Raw genomic sequence first — 15,082 nt, 5'->3', positions numbered from 1 at the left:
TTTGTTGGCTACCGCAACGCGAATTCTTATATCAGTGCTGCGCAGCCATCTTGGCCAACACCATTAACAACGCCGCTGTCTGCGCGTCCGGCTCGCCGTCATAGCGCGCCGGGCGGTACTTCATCTGTAGGGCGGCAATTACGTTGCGCGTGGCCTCATCCAACTCACCATGCCTAGGCACCAGATAACCTTGGCGCGCCAATTGCTCCTGGAACCACTGCACGCTCGGCAGGCTCGCACTGAATAGCATCTGTTGCCGCGCCACCTCGGTGGGATCCGGCCAGGACAGCAGACCCGCATCGGCGAGGCGCTTCCAGGGAAACAATGGCCCGGGATCAACCTTGCGCTGCGGAGCAATATCGCTGTGCGCGATGATGCTGCCGGGAGCCAACTGATGGCGCTGCATAATGTCCTTAAGCAATACGATCAGGGCGTCGATCTGCGCGGGTGCAAAAGGCTGCCAGTGACGCCCGCTGGGGGTGTCATAGAAGCCCTGGTTGACCAACTCGATGCCAATCGTCGTGCTATTTAGCCAGGTACGCCCTTGCCACTGACTGTCACCGGCATGCCAGGCACGGCGATTCTCATCGACCAAACGGTAGATGGTCGCCGGGGCCTCACCAATCAGGTAATGGCTACTCACCTCTTCTTCAGTTAGCAGTTGCAGCGAGCGCGCCAGGTCGGTGGAGGTGTAATGCAGCACGATGTACTGCACCCGGCTGTTTTGGCCCGTGGCGGTGTAGCTATCATCGAACCGTAGGCCGCTGCTGCAACCAGCCAGCAATAGGGCGAAAACGCTTAGAACAATATATTTCATGGGCTGATATGCAACACGCTTTGCAGGTTATCCAGCAGCATGTCGACGCTGAGCATGATCAACAGCATGCCCATCAGTCGCTCCACTGCGGTCAACCCGCGAGGGCCGAGAAAGCGCTGCAGGAACGAGGCCTGCAACAGAATAAAAGCGGTCGCAGCCCAGGCCAGTAACACCGCGGCGTAGAGTTCCCAGAGCGGTCCTTCATGGGTATTGCGCAGGGTCATCAATACGGCTAGAGCGGAAGGCCCGGCTACCGCCGGAGTCGCCAGCGGCACCAACATCGGCTCGCCATCAGGCACATCACCCAATACCCCCTGAGGGCCGGGAAAGATCAGGCGCATGGCGATTACGAACAGGATGATACCGCCAGCAATTGCCGTTGCCTCGCGCGACAGGCCCAGGGCGCTGAGCACTTTGTCACCAAAGGTAAGAAACAACAGCAGTAGCGCCAGGGCGAATAACAGCTCACGGGCAGCAATCCACAAGCGGCGCTTGGCTGGGACGTTCTTTAGCGCGGCGATAAAGATAGCGATATTGCCGAAGGGGTCGGTGACCAGAAAGATCAACGCGGCGATGCCGAAAATATCCATGACTACTCCTCTGCAGATCGCCAGAGTTTAATGCCTCTCGCCTCAGAAAACGCCTTTGATCCGGCAGCATCACGGTACCGCGCCGTTGTTTGGGCAGTTAGTGCCTGACACTGCTAGACTGCTAGTTATACAAGAACTATCATTCTGTATAACTTTTGTATTGATTTGGAGGCCGCATAATGCGCGCTCTACTGTGGCTTAAACAGGATCTTCGGCTTGACGATCACCCCGCGCTGCAAGCTGGTTTGGCGGCCGAGTGCCTGCTGCCGGTCTATGTACTGGACCCTGCGTTACTCCAACTGAACGCGTTCGGCATGCGCCGCATGGGCGTGCACCGCGCGCGCTTCCTGCTGGAGAGCCTGACGGCGCTGGAAGGCGAACTCCGTCAACGCGGCTCGCACCTGCAGGTGGTTATCGGCACGCCGGAGCAAACCATCCCGCAACTGGTCGCGCAGCTCAATCTGGACCACGTGCTGGCCTTAGAGGAAATCGCGCCCGACGAACAGGCGCAGGTGGCCCGCGTCGCCCACTGCCTCGGTCATACGCCCCTACAGTTAGCGCCCACCAATAACCTGCTGCGTAATGAAGAGCTGCCTTGCAGCCTCGATCAGCTTCCTCATGTGTTCAGTCATTTCCGTAGCCTGGTTGAAGAACGCGTTCAGGTGTTTCAACCACGGCATGCCCCGGATCGTATACCTGGCCTACCCGAGGGTGCGCTGGCACTGATGCAACCGCTGCCGACGCTGTCCCAACTGGGCTTGGGTGAACCGCTCAGCGTGCCGGCCAGTGCCTTCCCGTTCTCCGGGGGTGAGCCCGCCGCCCTGGCTCGACTGCGTGACTACCTGTGGAAAACCCAAGGTGTGCGGCAGTACAAGGACACCCGTAATGGCATGGTCGGCAGCGAGTATTCGTCGAAATTCTCGCCTTGGCTGGCTAATGGCAGCCTGTCCGCACGGCGGGTGATCGCCGAACTGCGCCGCTACGAGGCGCAGTACAAACGCAATGATTCAACCCACTGGTTATGGGTAGAGATGCTCTGGCGAGATTTCTTCCGCTGGACCTTACTGCGCCACGGCAGCGCGTTGTTCAAAGCCGGCGGCCTCAAGGCGAGCGAGCAAGCCCCGCCGCAACTGGATCAACGCTTTCAGGATTGGTCGCGCGGGCGCACCGGCATGCCGCTGGTGGACGCCAATATGCGCGAACTGGCCGCCACCGGTTTTATGTCTAACCGCGGTCGGCAGGTGGTCGCCAGTTACTTAATCAATGACCTGCAACAAGATTGGCGCCACGGCGCGGCGTGGTTCGAGGAACACCTTATCGATTACGACCCGGCCAGCAACTGGGGCAACTGGGCCTACCTGGCTGGCGTGGGCAATGACCCACGGCACAAGCGCGTGTTCAATGCCCTGCGCCAAGCCCGTGAATACGACCCCGACGCCCAGTACGTCAGCCTCTGGCTACCGGAGCTGCGCGATGTACCGCAGGCACTGCGACACACGCCCTTCCTGCTCGCGGGCGGACATTTACGTAGCATCGGTTACCCGCAGCTCGATAGCATTCCGGAAAGTTGGAAGCCTTATCTACACGCCGTGGCCTGAATTAGCTCAACACGACCTGGTTACGCCCACCACCTTTGGCGCGGTACAGCGCCTGATCGGCGCGCTCGAACACGGTGTCACTGTTCTCATCATTGGTAAAAGCGGTCAACCCAGCCGATAGGGTGATGGTCACCCGCTCGCCGCGAAAATGAAATGGACACTGTTCAACGCCATCCAAGAGCGTTTGCAGCAGTTGCTGGCCGCCTTCCAAAGGCGTCGAGGGGATCAGCAGAACAAACTCCTCGCCGCCAAAGCGCGCAATAAAATCCGTTTTGCGTAGGCGCTTGGCCAATTCACCGGCAATGATCTTCAATACTTTGTCGCCGGCCAGGTGGCCGTAGCCATCATTGATCCGTTTGAAGTGATCGATATCCAGCACTGCCAGTAGCAACTCACCACCATAGCGCTTCCAGCGCGCCATCTCTAACTCCAGACGCTCACTCCAGCCCGCACGATTGGACAGGCCGGTCAGCGGGTCGATTAGCGCTTTCTGGCGCTGCTCTTCGAGGTGATCACGGAAAACCTGTGCTTCCTGCTCCATATCCGCGACCTTCTGGGTCAGGCTTTTCAGGCGCTGCGCCACGTGTTCTTCATGGCCGTCACCGTGCTTCTGGTGTTCACTAACCGTGCTAAGCAAGCCGTCCAAGCGCGCCTCTAAAGACTGCTTAAGCGTCGGCAGATCGACCGCCTCCAGCACACTAGCTTGCAAGCCGCTGACCTGCTCACGCAGTTCCTGATTAAAGCTGCGGGTAGTTTCCACAGACTCGCTATAGCCCTCATGCGCTTCGCTGAGGGTGCTAAGAAACGATGCTAAGCGTTCATTTAATTGCGTCAGGTAGCCGGCAAACTCGCGCTGACCGCTGTCGGTGACGGCCAGCACCAGCACCGCCAGATCATCCAGCACCGAGACCAGTTCGTACCAGTTCAAACCGCCCTGCACACGCTGGCGCAAGGCTTCGCCCTGCGGCTGATGGCGCTCCGGCAACTCCAACTCTTCAAGCAGGCCCATCAGGCTGCTGCCGATATGCGGTGCGACGGCGCTGTAACCCGGCTCTGGAATGGCCGGCAGCGCGTAGGCCGGATCACCCTCCTCTTGCAGCGACATAACCGCTTCAGGTGCTGATATTACCGGGGGCATAACCGCTGCAGTTATCTGCACCGCTGACGTTAGCTCTGGCTCAGCGCTTAGCGTGGCAGATTCTGCGGGAGCACTTTCCAATGCAAGTGCAAGTGCAGGTGCAGGTGCAGGTGCAGGTGCAGGTGCAGGTGCAGGTGCAGGTGCAGGTGCAGGTGCAGCATTGCTCGGGCTGGGTAGCGGTTCAACCGCATACGCTGAATCGTCAAGTTGAGTGCCGGGCGCAGGGCCTGGCGTTGCTGGTTGCGCCCTATCAGCCTGCGCAGGCTCGCTACCAGCATGGCTGTTGGACGCAGCGTCTTTGCTACCGAATAAACGCTGTAATAACCCCGGACGTGCAGCGCCGAGTTCACCCTCAATAGTCGCCAGGGCCTGTTGTTGTAGACGGCTTAGTTCACTGAGCAGCGCGGGCAGCTCACGCGGTTGGCTGGCGCGTTCCTCGATGCGCTTGGCAAACTGCTTCAGCGCTTTGCGCACCTCACGCGGCGGATCCAAGGCGAGCAGCTGATCGGTCAGACTGGTAACCCCAGACACGTTCAGTTCAAGTCGATCCTGACGGCTCTTCTCAGAGTCCAGAACCGCCTTTTCCAGCCGTGGAATCAAAGCAGATAGGCCAGCATCGATATCGTCGCGACGCAGAATATCGCGAAGCTCCTGCATGCACTGGTCGACCGACTTGTCACTGCCCTCGGCTGCCAGCGAGCTGCGCACCAACCCGCGCCTTAGCAGGTCGAGTCGGGCATCCCAACGGCGCTCGAGTGTTTCTTGCTGCTCCAAGCTTTCTAGGTATTTACTTTTCCAGCGCAGGGCATCATCGGTCATGGTCGCATCCACGTTCAAGGCTCAATCAGCATAGGCGTTGCAGGCCTAAAGAGTGAAGTGGGCAGGCGAATTTGCACCGCCACTGGCAGGTGATCGGAAATCGGCTGCGACAGTACTTCGCAGCGCTCCAGCGGCAAGCTTGGACTGAGCAGGATATGGTCGAGACAGCGCTGCGGCCGCCAGCTGGGGAAAGTCGCCTCGATTTGCGGCGCAAACAGCTCAAGATCACGCAGTGGCGAGAACTGCAGCAGGTCATTGGCATGAGTGTTCATATCACCCATCAGCACGACATGCCGATAATCACTGAGCAACTCTCGGATATAGGCTAACTGGCGGGTGCGAGTGCGCGCGCCAAGGGACAGGTGCATCATCACCACAGCCACCGCATCAGGCCCCTCGCCCAGGCGCAGCAACATCGCGCCGCGACCGGGCGGACCAGGCAGCGGGTGGTCTTCTAGCAGGCTGGGGCGCAAACGACTCAGCACACCATTGCTGTGCTGGGCCAGGCGGCCGAGGTTACGGTTGAGTTGCTGATACCAATAAGGGAAGGCACCAAGACGCGCTAGGTGCTCGACCTGATTGACGTAACCCGAACGCAGGCTGCCGCCATCAACCTCCTGCAACGCCACCAGATCAAAATCGCTGAGCAGAGCGCCAATCCGTTGCAGATTGCCGCTGCGCCCGGCATGCGGCAGCAGGTGTTGCCAGCTGCGCGTCAGGTAATGGTGGTAACGCTGAGTGCTGATACCCACCTGAATATTGAAGCTGAGCAGGCGTAGACTGCCATTTTGCGGCCAATCATCTGCGGGCACGCAGCATGGATTGACCTGTGCATCGCACAGGCCAATCGTGCGCTTGGCAGGCCAGCGCCTGAGCATTAACGCGTTAGCCGCGTCGGCCAATTACTGCGCGGCGCGCTCTTTAGCGATCAGATGATCAGCCACCTGCAAGGCTTGCTGCGGGCCACCCGAGCTGCCGATATCGAAGCGGTATTTGCCGCCCACGATCATCACCGGTACACCCGTGATCTGGTAGGCCATACCGAGTTTCTTGGCCTTTTCCAGCTGGCTCTTCACGCCGAAGGAGTTGTAGGTCTTAAGAAAGGCATCTTTGTCGATCCCTTCAACGGCCAAGAAGTCGGCCATCTCTTCCGGGGTGGCGAGCTTCTTACCCTGTTTATGGATAGCATCGAATACGGCAGCATGTACCTTGTGCTCGGCCTTCATCGCTTCAAGGGTGATGAACAGTTGGCCGTGTACGTTCCACATACCGCCGAACATGGCCGGGATACGCACAAAATTGACGTCTTCCGGCAGTTTTTCGATCCACGGATTGATGGTCGACTCGAACTGATAGCAATGCCCACAGCCGTACCAGAACAACTCAACCACTTCAATCTTGCCGGGTTTGGAAACCGCGACTGGGTTGCTCAGCTCGACATATTGCTTGCCTGCTTCAATCGGCTCGGCATGAGCGCTCAAGCCAAACAGGCTGGCGGTGACGAGAGTGGCACTGAGAATCAGGTTACGCATGCGTTACTCCTTGGCTATAAACGGTGCGTGATGACGAACCAAGGTTCGACTCGCAAGAGAAACTGAGGTTCCATCCATTGTAGCGATGCCCACAATGAAAAAGGGCGGCCTGAGCCACCCTATTTCATTACAGCATATCGCGTTGTTAGCCGATCAATGCAGACCTTGGATGAAGCTGGACACTGCTTCCATGTCCTTGTTGCTCAGCTTGGCGGCGATCGAGCGCATGATCATGCTGTCGCCGTCGTTGGTCCGGTTGCCTTCACGGAAATCGGTCAACTGCTTGGCGATGTAAGTTGCGTGCTGGCCACCCAGTTGCGGGAAACCAGCAGCATCCAAACCAGCGCCGCTAGGCCCATGGCAGCCGATGCAAGCAGGCATGCCTTCGGCCAGTTTACCGCCACGGAACAGCTCACCGCCACGCTCAACCAGTTTCGGGTCAGCAGCGCCAACACTCATTTTCTGGCTAGCGTAGTAGGCGGAAATATCTTCCAGATCTTGGTCGCTCATGTTGTCCAACAAACCGGTCATTTCCACAATAGGACGTGCGCCGGACTTGATGTCATTCAGCTGCTTGAGCAAGTAACGTTCGCCCTGCCCAGCTAGTTTCGGGAAGTTTGGCGCTGCGCTGTTGCCGTCGGCACCATGGCAAGCACCGCATACAACAACCTTACCCTGAGCATTTTCGGCATTGCCTGCAGCCTGTGCCAGGCCAGTGATGCCCAGGGTCAACAGCAGACTCACGAGTACTTTGTTCATCAGCTAATCCAATTTGCGACTAAGAAAAAGAGTTTATGGCCAGGCTTACTCGGACATCAGCTTGATGACCGCTTGGTAATCCTCGGCCGAGCAGTCCGTACACAGGCCGCCAGGCGGCATGGCATTCAAGCCATTTGTGACGCTCAGTACCAGCGCATCCATGCCCTTGGCCAGACGCGGCTCCCAGGCAGCTTTATCACCACGTTTCGGCGCGGTTGGGATCGCCCCGCTGTGGCACACCCCGCATGCACGAGCGTATACAGCTTCTGGGTCCTGCGCAGCATGCGCACTCAACGACAGCGTCAGTGCAGCGGCTACAGTCAGTAATTTTTTCATCAGATCAACCTCATCAGGGAGGGGAACGTACTGCTTTCTATGGGCAGATGATCTAAATCGTTCCCGTGGCCACTTATCCAACAATAGGGAGAAAGCGCACACAAAATTTGCGCCATTATATACTGGCGCCATTGAAACGGAAACGACGCAGCTTGCCGCACTCAGCCACAGCAGGCAGGCTGCGCGCAAATGTCGCAAGGGCATCGCGCCTGTAACGCCACCCTACGCTCGCCTTCACGGATACCCAGATGCAAGCTAAGAACCCAATTATCGGCCTGTGCCAGCAAGCCACTTTTCTGATCAGCGCGGCCAAAGTCGACCAATGCCCAGAAGATTTCGGCCATGAAGTCGCCTTTGCCGGGCGCTCCAATGCCGGCAAATCCAGCGCCCTCAATACCCTCACCCACGCCAGCTTGGCGCGCACCTCAAAGACGCCAGGCCGCACGCAGCTGCTCAACTTCTTCAAGCTGGATGAAGAGCGCCGCCTGGTCGACTTGCCTGGCTACGGCTACGCCAAGGTGCCTATCCCACTGAAACTGCATTGGCAGAAGCACCTGGAAGCCTATTTGGGCAGCCGTGAATGCTTGCGTGGGTTGATCCTGATGATGGACATACGCCATCCGCTGACCGAGTTCGACGTACTGATGCTGGACTGGACCGCCTCCAGTGAAATGCCCATGCATATTTTGCTGACCAAGGCCGACAAGTTGGCCTTTGGCGCCGCGAAGACCGCCTTACTCAAGGTACGCCAGGATATCCAGGCACGCTGGGGTGATCGCGTCAGCATCCAATTGTTCTCCGCGCCCAAGCGCATTGGCATTGAGGATGCTCAGGCCGTGTTGGCCGAATGGATGCAACTGGGTGAGTTTGCCCTGCCGGATGATGAAGAAACCGACGCCTGACTCGGCTCGAGCTCAGGTAGGCGCAGGCAAGAATTGCCGGGCGCAACTGTTAACGTCGCCTAGTGAGGCGCCAGCAGGATGATCGCCAAGGATGGCGGGCATAAAAAAACCCCGAACCTCTATGGGGGAGGGAGGCTCGGGGTTCAACATCTGAACCGCTAGGGCGGGGTTCAGAATTTGCCAACACTTAACACAACAAAGGAGTATTGAATGGTTGTCTAGGCCATCCATAAACTCTGAGTGGCCGAGTCAGAACAAAGTTCAGGCCTGCAAGATAATTAATTAGTTATAAGAACTGCCGAACTGATACTCATAAACCCTAGCCCCGCCATACCCGCGCTTCAGCTTAGCGATTAGCCTCGCATCAATGGGCTTCATCCCAGTTATTGCCAACGCCCACTTCCACCAACAACGGCACATCCAGCACCGCGGCATTGCCCATCAGCGGCTTGATCTGCTCGCGTACCGCGTCGACTAAGTCCTCGCGCACCTCAAGCACCAATTCATCGTGCACCTGCAGGATGACCTTGGCATCCAGACCGGATTCGCTCAGCCAGTTATCCACCGTGACCATCGCGCGCTTGATGATATCCGCCGCAGTGCCCTGCATCGGCGCGTTGATTGCCGTGCGCTCAGCACCTTTGCGCAGCGCCTGGTTCTTCGCATGAATCTCCGGCAGGTACAGGCGACGGCCGAACAGGGTTTCGACATAGCCCTGCTCCGAGGCCTGTTCGCGGGTGCGCTCCATATAGGCCAGCACGCCCGGATAGCGGGCGAAGTAGACGTCGATATAGGCCTGGGCCTGCTTGCGATCACAGCCAATCTGCTTGGCCAGACCAAAGGCGCTCATACCGTAGATCAAACCAAAGTTGATCGCCTTGGCGCTGCGCCGCTGATCGGTGGTGACCTCATCCAGCGCTACGCCGAACACCTCGGCGGCGGTGGCTTTGTGCACATCGCGGCCGTGGCGGAAGGCATCCAGCAGGCTCTCATCCTTGGCCAGGTGGGCCATGATGCGCAGCTCGATTTGCGAATAGTCCGCCGCCAGCAGTTTGTAGCCCTTGGGCGCAACAAACGCCTGGCGAATACGCCGCCCTTCGGCCGTGCGAATCGGGATGTTCTGCAGGTTCGGATCGGTGGACGACAAGCGCCCAGTCGCGGCAACCGCCTGGTGATAGCTGGTGTGAATGCGCCCGGTGCGCGGGTTGATCTGTTCGGGCAAGCGGTCGGTATAGGTGCTCTTGAGCTTGCTTAAGGAGCGGTACTGCATCAGCACTTTGGGCAGTTCGTAATCCTGCTCGGCCAGCTCTGCCAGCACTGCTTCGGCGGTCGAGGCCTGGCCCTTGGCGGTTTTGCTGATGATCGGTAAGCCGAGCTTCTCATAGAGGATCACCCCGAGCTGCTTGGGCGACGCCAGGTTGAATTCCTCACCGGCAATCTCAAAAGCCTGACGTTCTAGCGCCACCAGCTTTTCGCCCAGCTCATTGCTTTGCAGGCCCAGCAGGTTGGCATCCACTAGCGCGCCTTGGCGTTCAATACGCGCCAATACCGGCACCAGAGGCATCTCAATTTCGCGCAGCACCTTGGCTAGGCTCGCCTCGGCGTCCAGCTTGGCCCACAAATGCTGGTGCAGACGCAGGGTGATATCGGCATCCTCGGCGGCATAGGGCGCCGCCTGAGCCAGATCAATCTGGTCGAAGGTCAGCTGTTTGGCGCCCTTGCCAGCGATATCCTCAAAACGCACGGTGCTGTGATCCAGGTACTTCAGCGCCAGGCTGTCCATGTCATGCCGGGTGGCGGTGGAGTCCAGCACATAGGATTCGAGCATGGTGTCGAACTTCACGCCCTGCACCTGGATCGGCGTACTGGCATTGGCGAGGATATTGATGTCGTACTTGGCGTGCTGACCGACTTTGGCCTTCTTGGGATCTTCGAGAATCGGCTGCAGCGCCTTGAGCACCGCGTCTCGATCCAGCTGAGTCGGTACACCCATATAAGAATGCGCAAGCGGGATATAGGCCGCTTCGCCAGCCTTGACCGCAAACGACAGGCCGACCAGCTGGGCCTTTTGTGCATCCAGACCGGTGGTTTCGGTGTCGAAGGCAATCAGCTCGGCGTTGTTCAGCTTCTCCAGCCAGACATCGAACTGCGCCTGCTCAAGGATGCAGGTGTAATCGCCTAACGCTACAGCAGCCGGGATCTCGGCCAGGGCTTCATCAGCCACGGGAGTAACCGCTGCAACTGCAACCGCCTCGGGCACGGCGGGGGCACTTGGCGCCAGGGCAAACAGATCATCGCCAGCTGGTTTCGCCTGAGCTTTAACTGCTGGAGCAGGGTTACTGCGCAGCAGCTCATCGCGCCAGGTTTTGAACTCCAGTTCGGCGTACAGCTCCACCAAGGCGGGCACATCCATCTCACCGGGGTGGAGTGACTCGATTTCGATATTCAGCGGCACGTCCAGTTTAATGGTCGCCAGGGCATAGGACAGGTAGGCCATGTCGCGGTGCTCAAGCAACTTGGCTGGCAGGGTCTTGGCCCCGCGAATGGGCAGCGCTGGCACCTTGTCGAGGTTGGCGTAGACCACATCTAAGCCACCGCCCACACCGACCAACAAACCCAATGCGGTCTTCTCACCGACACCCGGCACGCCGGGAATGTTGTCGACCTTGTCACCCATCAGCGCTAGGTAATCGATGATCAGTTCAGGACCGACACCAAACTTGGTTTTCACGCCCTCGATGTCGTAAACGCTGCCGGTCATGGTGTTGACCAGCGTTACGTGCGGGCACACCAGTTGAGCCATGTCCTTGTCGCCGGTGGAGATCACCACATCACGCCCTTCGGCGGCGCACTGGCGGGCCAGGGTGCCGATTACGTCATCCGCCTCAACGCCTTCAACGCACAATAACGGATAACCCATAGCCCTAACGCTGGCGTGCAACGGCTCAACTTGCACTCGCAAGTCGTCCGGCATCGAGGGACGATTGGCCTTGTAGTCGGCGAACATTTCATCGCGAAAGGTCCCGCCCTTGGCATCGAACACCACGGCAAACGGGCTTTTCGGGTATTGCTTGCGCAGGCTCTTGAGCATGTTCAACACACCCTTAACCGCGCCGGTAGGCAAGCCTTTGGACGTGGTCAGCGGCGGCAGGGCATGGAAGGCACGGTACAGGTAGGAAGAACCGTCGACCAAGACTAAAGGGGTTTGACTCATGAGCAGGATCAACCTTTTCGGCGGGGGCGGCGTTAGAATGGCCACACCATTGAAAGCAAAGGACAAGGTTACCATGCGCACACTCAATCGCCTGTTGCTGGCCAGCCTGCTGGCATTTACCACGCTTGCCGCTCAAGCCGAAGATCCGGTGTCGGCAGAGCCAGACGTAACCATTCGCCAGGAAGGCGATCGCACTGTCCAGGAATACCGGGTCAACGGTTTTCTTTATGCAGTGAAAGTCATCCCAAAAGGCGGTAAGCCGTACTTTCTGGTACGCGCAGACGGCAGTGATGGCAACTTTGTTCGCTCGGACAGCCCGGATATGTTGATTCCGGCCTGGGAAATTTTCAGCTGGTAATAAGGCAGTTCAGTCATGTCGGTGTTTACCCCGCTTGAGCGCCACGAGCTCGAGACGTTTCTCGCCCCGTATAACCTGGGTCGCTTACGCGACTTTCAGGGCATTGCTGCCGGCAGCGAGAACAGCAATTTTTTTGTCAGCCTGGAACAGGGCGAGTTTGTTCTGACCCTGATCGAGCGGGGCCCAAGTGCCGACCTGCCGTTCTTTATCGAGCTGCTCGACGTGCTGCATGACGCCGGCCTGCCCGTTCCCTATGCCCTGCGCACGGTGAGCGGCGAGGCCTTACGCAGCCTGGCGGAAAAGCCGGCGCTGCTGCAGCCGCGCCTTGCGGGTAAACACGTACAGAGCGCCAATCCGCACCATTGCCAGGAAGTCGGCGCACTGCTGGCACGTATCCACTTGGCCACCCGCGCGCAGCCCTTGCCGCGCAAGAGCGATCGCGGGCTAGACTGGATGCTCGCCGAAGGACCAAGCCTGGCACTGCAGTTACCGGATGAACAGCTGCACTTGCTGCGTGATGCATTAGTAGAAATTCAGGCGCTCAAGCCACGCATTCTCGCCTTGCCGCAGGCCAACCTGCATGCCGACCTATTCCGCGACAACGTATTGTTCGACGGTAATCACCTGGCCGGAGTGATCGACTTCTACAACGCCTGCTCGGGGCCGATGCTTTACGACCTAGCGATCGCCCTGAATGACTGGTGCTCGCAGGAGGATGGCAGCCTCGACAGCAAACGCGCGCAGGCAATGCTCGGCGCTTATGCCGCGCTACGCCCCTTCACCGCCGCTGAAGCCGAGTTGTGGCCGGCCATGCTGCGCATTGCCTGCGTGCGCTTCTGGTTGTCCCGGCTGATTGCCGTCGAGTCCTTTGCCGGGCAAGAGGTACTGATCCACGATCCGGATGAATTCCAGCGCCGCCTAGCCCAGCGCCAACACATCGAGTTGGCGCTGCCATTCGCTTTCTAGAAACGACTCACTTCATAGCTTTTCTGCACAGCTCTTAAGAGAGCTGAACCAGGCCGTGATCAGGGCACGACAGGATCGTGCCCGCACCCTTGATGCTCGGTCGTCCATTGATCGCCGCAACTGCCAGACCCTGCTTTATCTGCTTGCAGGGAAGGTTTTTATGCACGCTGGCGAGCGTGCTTAGTCACGCGGGCATCTGCCTGCAGCGAACACCCAGGCAAGGCATATAGTGCCTGGACGCCTCGCTGAAATTTACTCCATGCAACGGATTCGTATGGCCTCGACAACAGTAGCTTGCTCAGCTATCAACCCTCGACATGTGGCTGCTGAAAGTCAGGATGGCGCAATAAAAATCACCGCCGCGAGTACGCTATGCCATTCTCGCCGAGGACGTTTCCCGAGCATATAACTAACAACAGATTGCTCGGCAAGGTGATAACCCGTGTGGTCAATGCAGTGATCAAACACGGCCTGATGAATCCTTACAGGGGCAATACGATGACGCTCAGTCTGCACGAATACCTTCAGGCTGATGCCTGCTCACTGGCACAGCTCGTCAAGCAGGGCGACGTCAGCGCCGCTGAGCTACTGGACCTGGCGACATCACAACTGCAACGCCTGAACCCGCAAATCAACGCCGTCAACCTGAGCATGCTGCCGCAGGCACAACAGCGGGTGCAGGAAACCCTCAGCGGACCTCTCGCCGGTGTGCCGTTGCTGATCAAGGACGCGGTTCAGGACTATGCGGGGCTTCCAACCGCTAACGGCAGTCGGGGTTTTCGCCACGTAGTCCCTGCGCAGCACTCGACGGTGGTGCAACGCTTGCTGGATGCCGGCGCAGTCATCATCGGCAAGACCAACACGCCGGAGCTGGCGCTTAAAGGTTTCACTGACCCACACGCATTTGGCATAACCCGCAACCCTTGGGATCTTACGCGAACCCCAGGCGGTTCCAGCGGTGGCTCAGCCGCCGCCGTTGCAGCCGGCATCGTGCCCATAGCCGGGGCTAACGATGGCGGCGGCTCCATCCGTATTCCGGCGGCCTGCTGCGGCCTGTTCGGTCTGCGACCATCGCGGGGCCGAGTACCGGCGGGGCCAGCGGCTGGTGAAATATGGGAGGGCGCGTCAAGTGACCTGGTGGTGTCGCGCAGTGTGCGCGATTCAGCACTGGCCCTTGATGTGCTGGCCGGAACCGCGTGCGGCGAACCTTTCACTATTGCGCCGCCTGCAGACAGCTTCAGCAACCTAATGCGACGCGAGCCTGGACGCTTACGGATTGCCTTTAGCAGCCAATCTCCGTTAGGTACCGAGGTACACCCGGACGCCGTCGCCGCCGTGCAACACACCGCACAGTTGCTGGCTGCAATGGGCCACGAGGTGGTCGAAGACCGTCCGCTGTACGACGGCCAGGAGCTGGCCCGTTGTTATCTGGAGATGTATTTCGGCCAAGTCGCGGCCACCCTCGCCGAAGCCCGTGCTGCCGGCGCCAACAGTGCCGATTTTGAGCTATCGACACGTCTGCTGGAAGCCTTCGGCAAAGCCTCCAGCGCCGGGGACTATGTGCGCAGCCATCGACGCTGGAACCATTTCACCCGTGTGCTGGGCGCCTTCCATCTGCGCTATGACTTGTTTCTCACGCCAACGCTGGCTTGCCCGCCAGCCCTACATGAGGCCGCGCTGATGCCCTCGGGGCAACAGCGCTTGCTGTCGGTATTGCTAAACAGCGGCTTGCTGGGTGTGATGGCCAAACTGGGGATGATGGAAAAGCCGCTGGCAGAGCTGTCCCGGCAGAACCTGAGTCTCGTGCCCTTCACCCAGCTGGCTAATCTCACCGGAACACCAGCAATGAGCGTACCGCTGTATTGGACGGCGGCGGGCTTACCGCTGGGCGTGCAGTTCATGGCAGCTTTCGGCGGCGAGGCGCTGTTACTGCAAGTGGCGGCGCAGCTCGAACAGGCCCAGCCGTGGATACAGCGCTTACCAGCTTTGGCGTACCCGTCGTAAGTTCGCGTGCGGCTGCCGGTGTCAGCGTCGGGTGCCAGCTTACAGCGGC

Annotated in this window: 13 protein-coding genes; 5 read left to right on the top strand and 8 right to left on the bottom strand. The window is 59.1% G+C overall.

Annotated features, from left to right (window positions below; translation table 11 throughout):
* Positions 1-31: 31 nt before the first annotated feature.
* Both BMZ32_RS08225 and BMZ32_RS08220 read right to left on the bottom strand, forming a co-directional pair.
* Positions 32-817 carry an N-acetylmuramoyl-L-alanine amidase gene (locus tag BMZ32_RS08225; RefSeq protein WP_090241230.1) on the bottom strand — a complete coding sequence of 262 codons (786 nt, stop codon included), beginning with the start codon at positions 815-817 and terminating at the stop codon, positions 32-34.
* The gene (locus BMZ32_RS08220) at positions 814-1,407 is read right to left on the bottom strand and encodes a MarC family protein (RefSeq protein WP_090241228.1); all 594 of its coding nucleotides are present in this window, start codon (positions 1,405-1,407) and stop codon (positions 814-816) included. The genes BMZ32_RS08225 and BMZ32_RS08220 overlap by 4 nt, the downstream gene beginning before the upstream one ends.
* A 179-nt stretch (positions 1,408-1,586) precedes the next feature.
* On the opposite strand from BMZ32_RS08220, the gene BMZ32_RS08215 reads away from it, so the two are divergent.
* On the top strand, positions 1,587-3,005 hold the full coding sequence (locus BMZ32_RS08215; protein WP_090241226.1) for a DASH family cryptochrome: 1,419 nt from the start codon (positions 1,587-1,589) through the stop codon (positions 3,003-3,005).
* Between the two features lies 1 nt (position 3,006).
* Here BMZ32_RS08215 and BMZ32_RS08210 read toward each other — a convergent pair whose 3' ends face one another.
* From BMZ32_RS08210 to BMZ32_RS08190, 5 genes are all read right to left on the bottom strand, one after another.
* Positions 3,007-4,962 carry a sensor domain-containing diguanylate cyclase gene (locus tag BMZ32_RS08210; protein WP_090241617.1) on the bottom strand — a complete coding sequence of 652 codons (1,956 nt, stop codon included), beginning with the start codon at positions 4,960-4,962 and terminating at the stop codon, positions 3,007-3,009.
* Between the two features lie 14 nt (positions 4,963-4,976).
* Complete coding sequence (locus BMZ32_RS08205) at positions 4,977-5,840, bottom strand: endonuclease/exonuclease/phosphatase family protein (protein WP_090241615.1); 864 nt, start codon at positions 5,838-5,840, stop codon at positions 4,977-4,979.
* A gap of 24 nt (positions 5,841-5,864) precedes the next feature.
* Positions 5,865-6,494, bottom strand: coding sequence for a thiol:disulfide interchange protein DsbA/DsbL (locus tag BMZ32_RS08200; RefSeq protein ID WP_090241224.1), 630 nt, complete (start codon positions 6,492-6,494; stop codon positions 5,865-5,867).
* Between the two features lie 153 nt (positions 6,495-6,647).
* Complete coding sequence (locus BMZ32_RS08195; RefSeq protein WP_090241222.1) at positions 6,648-7,253, bottom strand: c-type cytochrome; 606 nt, start codon at positions 7,251-7,253, stop codon at positions 6,648-6,650.
* Between the two features lie 45 nt (positions 7,254-7,298).
* The gene (locus tag BMZ32_RS08190; RefSeq protein ID WP_090241220.1) at positions 7,299-7,589 is read right to left on the bottom strand and encodes a c-type cytochrome; all 291 of its coding nucleotides are present in this window, start codon (positions 7,587-7,589) and stop codon (positions 7,299-7,301) included.
* Between the two features lie 248 nt (positions 7,590-7,837).
* Here BMZ32_RS08190 and yihA point away from each other — a divergent pair, with 248 nt between their 5' ends.
* Complete coding sequence (gene yihA, locus BMZ32_RS08185) at positions 7,838-8,491, top strand: ribosome biogenesis GTP-binding protein YihA/YsxC (protein ID WP_090241218.1); 654 nt, start codon at positions 7,838-7,840, stop codon at positions 8,489-8,491.
* A 364-nt stretch (positions 8,492-8,855) separates the two neighbouring features.
* On the opposite strand, the gene polA is transcribed toward yihA, so the two are convergent.
* Positions 8,856-11,705, bottom strand: a complete 2,850-nt coding sequence (polA, locus tag BMZ32_RS08180) for a DNA polymerase I (protein WP_090241613.1) — start codon at positions 11,703-11,705, stop codon at positions 8,856-8,858.
* A gap of 73 nt (positions 11,706-11,778) precedes the next feature.
* On the opposite strand from polA, the gene BMZ32_RS08175 reads away from it, so the two are divergent.
* From BMZ32_RS08175 to BMZ32_RS08165, 3 genes are all read left to right on the top strand, one after another.
* Positions 11,779-12,063 (top strand): DUF2782 domain-containing protein, encoded by a 285-nt coding sequence (locus tag BMZ32_RS08175; protein ID WP_090241216.1) that lies wholly within the window; start codon positions 11,779-11,781, stop codon positions 12,061-12,063.
* A gap of 15 nt (positions 12,064-12,078) precedes the next feature.
* The gene (locus tag BMZ32_RS08170) at positions 12,079-13,029 is read left to right on the top strand and encodes a homoserine kinase (RefSeq protein WP_090241212.1); all 951 of its coding nucleotides are present in this window, start codon (positions 12,079-12,081) and stop codon (positions 13,027-13,029) included.
* Positions 13,030-13,527: 498 nt separating this feature from the next.
* Entirely contained in the window at positions 13,528-15,033 is a 1,506-nt protein-coding gene (locus BMZ32_RS08165; RefSeq protein ID WP_090241611.1) for an amidase, read from the top strand.
* Positions 15,034-15,082 lie beyond the last annotated feature (49 nt).

The organism is Pseudomonas guineae (assembly GCF_900113745.1).
Taxonomy (GTDB): Bacteria; Pseudomonadota; Gammaproteobacteria; order Pseudomonadales; family Pseudomonadaceae; genus Aquipseudomonas; species Aquipseudomonas guineae.
Note: the sequence above shows the minus strand (reverse complement) of the source record. Positions and strands in the feature narration are given on the sequence as shown.

Excerpts from the sequence above, each read along its gene's own strand:
- BMZ32_RS08225 (WP_090241230.1), bottom strand. The coding sequence starts at position 817 with ATGAAATATATTGTTCTAAGCGTTTTCGCCCTATTGCTGGCTGGTTGC.
- BMZ32_RS08200 (WP_090241224.1), bottom strand. The coding sequence starts at position 6,494 with ATGCGTAACCTGATTCTCAGTGCCACTCTCGTCACCGCCAGCCTGTTT.
- BMZ32_RS08165 (WP_090241611.1), top strand. The coding sequence starts at position 13,528 with ATGACGCTCAGTCTGCACGAATACCTTCAGGCTGATGCCTGCTCACTG.
- BMZ32_RS08210 (WP_090241617.1), bottom strand. The coding sequence starts at position 4,962 with ATGACCGATGATGCCCTGCGCTGGAAAAGTAAATACCTAGAAAGCTTG.
- BMZ32_RS08175 (WP_090241216.1), top strand. The coding sequence starts at position 11,779 with ATGCGCACACTCAATCGCCTGTTGCTGGCCAGCCTGCTGGCATTTACC.
- BMZ32_RS08205 (WP_090241615.1), bottom strand. The coding sequence starts at position 5,840 with ATGCTCAGGCGCTGGCCTGCCAAGCGCACGATTGGCCTGTGCGATGCA.
- BMZ32_RS08195 (WP_090241222.1), bottom strand. The coding sequence starts at position 7,253 with ATGAACAAAGTACTCGTGAGTCTGCTGTTGACCCTGGGCATCACTGGC.
- polA (WP_090241613.1), bottom strand. The coding sequence starts at position 11,705 with ATGAGTCAAACCCCTTTAGTCTTGGTCGACGGTTCTTCCTACCTGTAC.
- BMZ32_RS08190 (WP_090241220.1), bottom strand. The coding sequence starts at position 7,589 with ATGAAAAAATTACTGACTGTAGCCGCTGCACTGACGCTGTCGTTGAGT.
- BMZ32_RS08220 (WP_090241228.1), bottom strand. The coding sequence starts at position 1,407 with ATGGATATTTTCGGCATCGCCGCGTTGATCTTTCTGGTCACCGACCCC.
- BMZ32_RS08215 (WP_090241226.1), top strand. The coding sequence starts at position 1,587 with ATGCGCGCTCTACTGTGGCTTAAACAGGATCTTCGGCTTGACGATCAC.
- BMZ32_RS08170 (WP_090241212.1), top strand. The coding sequence starts at position 12,079 with ATGTCGGTGTTTACCCCGCTTGAGCGCCACGAGCTCGAGACGTTTCTC.
- yihA (WP_090241218.1), top strand. The coding sequence starts at position 7,838 with ATGCAAGCTAAGAACCCAATTATCGGCCTGTGCCAGCAAGCCACTTTT.